This is a genomic window from Bacillus sp. SIMBA_008, assembly GCF_046535495.1.
GTDB classification, from domain to species: Bacteria; Bacillota; Bacilli; order Bacillales; family Bacillaceae; genus Bacillus; species Bacillus subtilis.
Genome location: NZ_JAWRWL010001019.1, coordinates 1 through 246, shown reverse-complemented (window position 1 = coordinate 246; position 246 = coordinate 1). Strand labels below are relative to the sequence as shown.

The 246-nt window shown below is 72.4% G+C and carries 1 pseudogene; it reads left to right on the top strand.

Annotated features, from left to right (window positions below):
- Positions 1 to 41: 41 nt before the first annotated feature.
- Positions 42 to 246 (top strand): annotated as a pseudogene (locus SB658_RS26490) (ATP-grasp domain-containing protein); the annotation flags it as partial.

Here is a 246-nt window from a genome sequence, read left to right as displayed (position 1 = left end):
CTCTCGATCTCGCGCGGCGCTTCGCCGAGGCGGGGTGGGGCGTGATCGTCGCCGACAGCGAGCCCCATCTGACAGCGCGTTCCCGCGCCGTGCGTCGTGCCTATCGGGTGCCGTCGGCGCGGTTCCGGCCGGTGGAGTTCGCGCGTGCGATCGCCGGGATCGCGCGTCGACACCGCGCCGATCTCATTGTCCCGACCTGCGAGGAGATCTTCTGGCTCAGTGCGGTGCTCGAGGCGGGGGACGCCC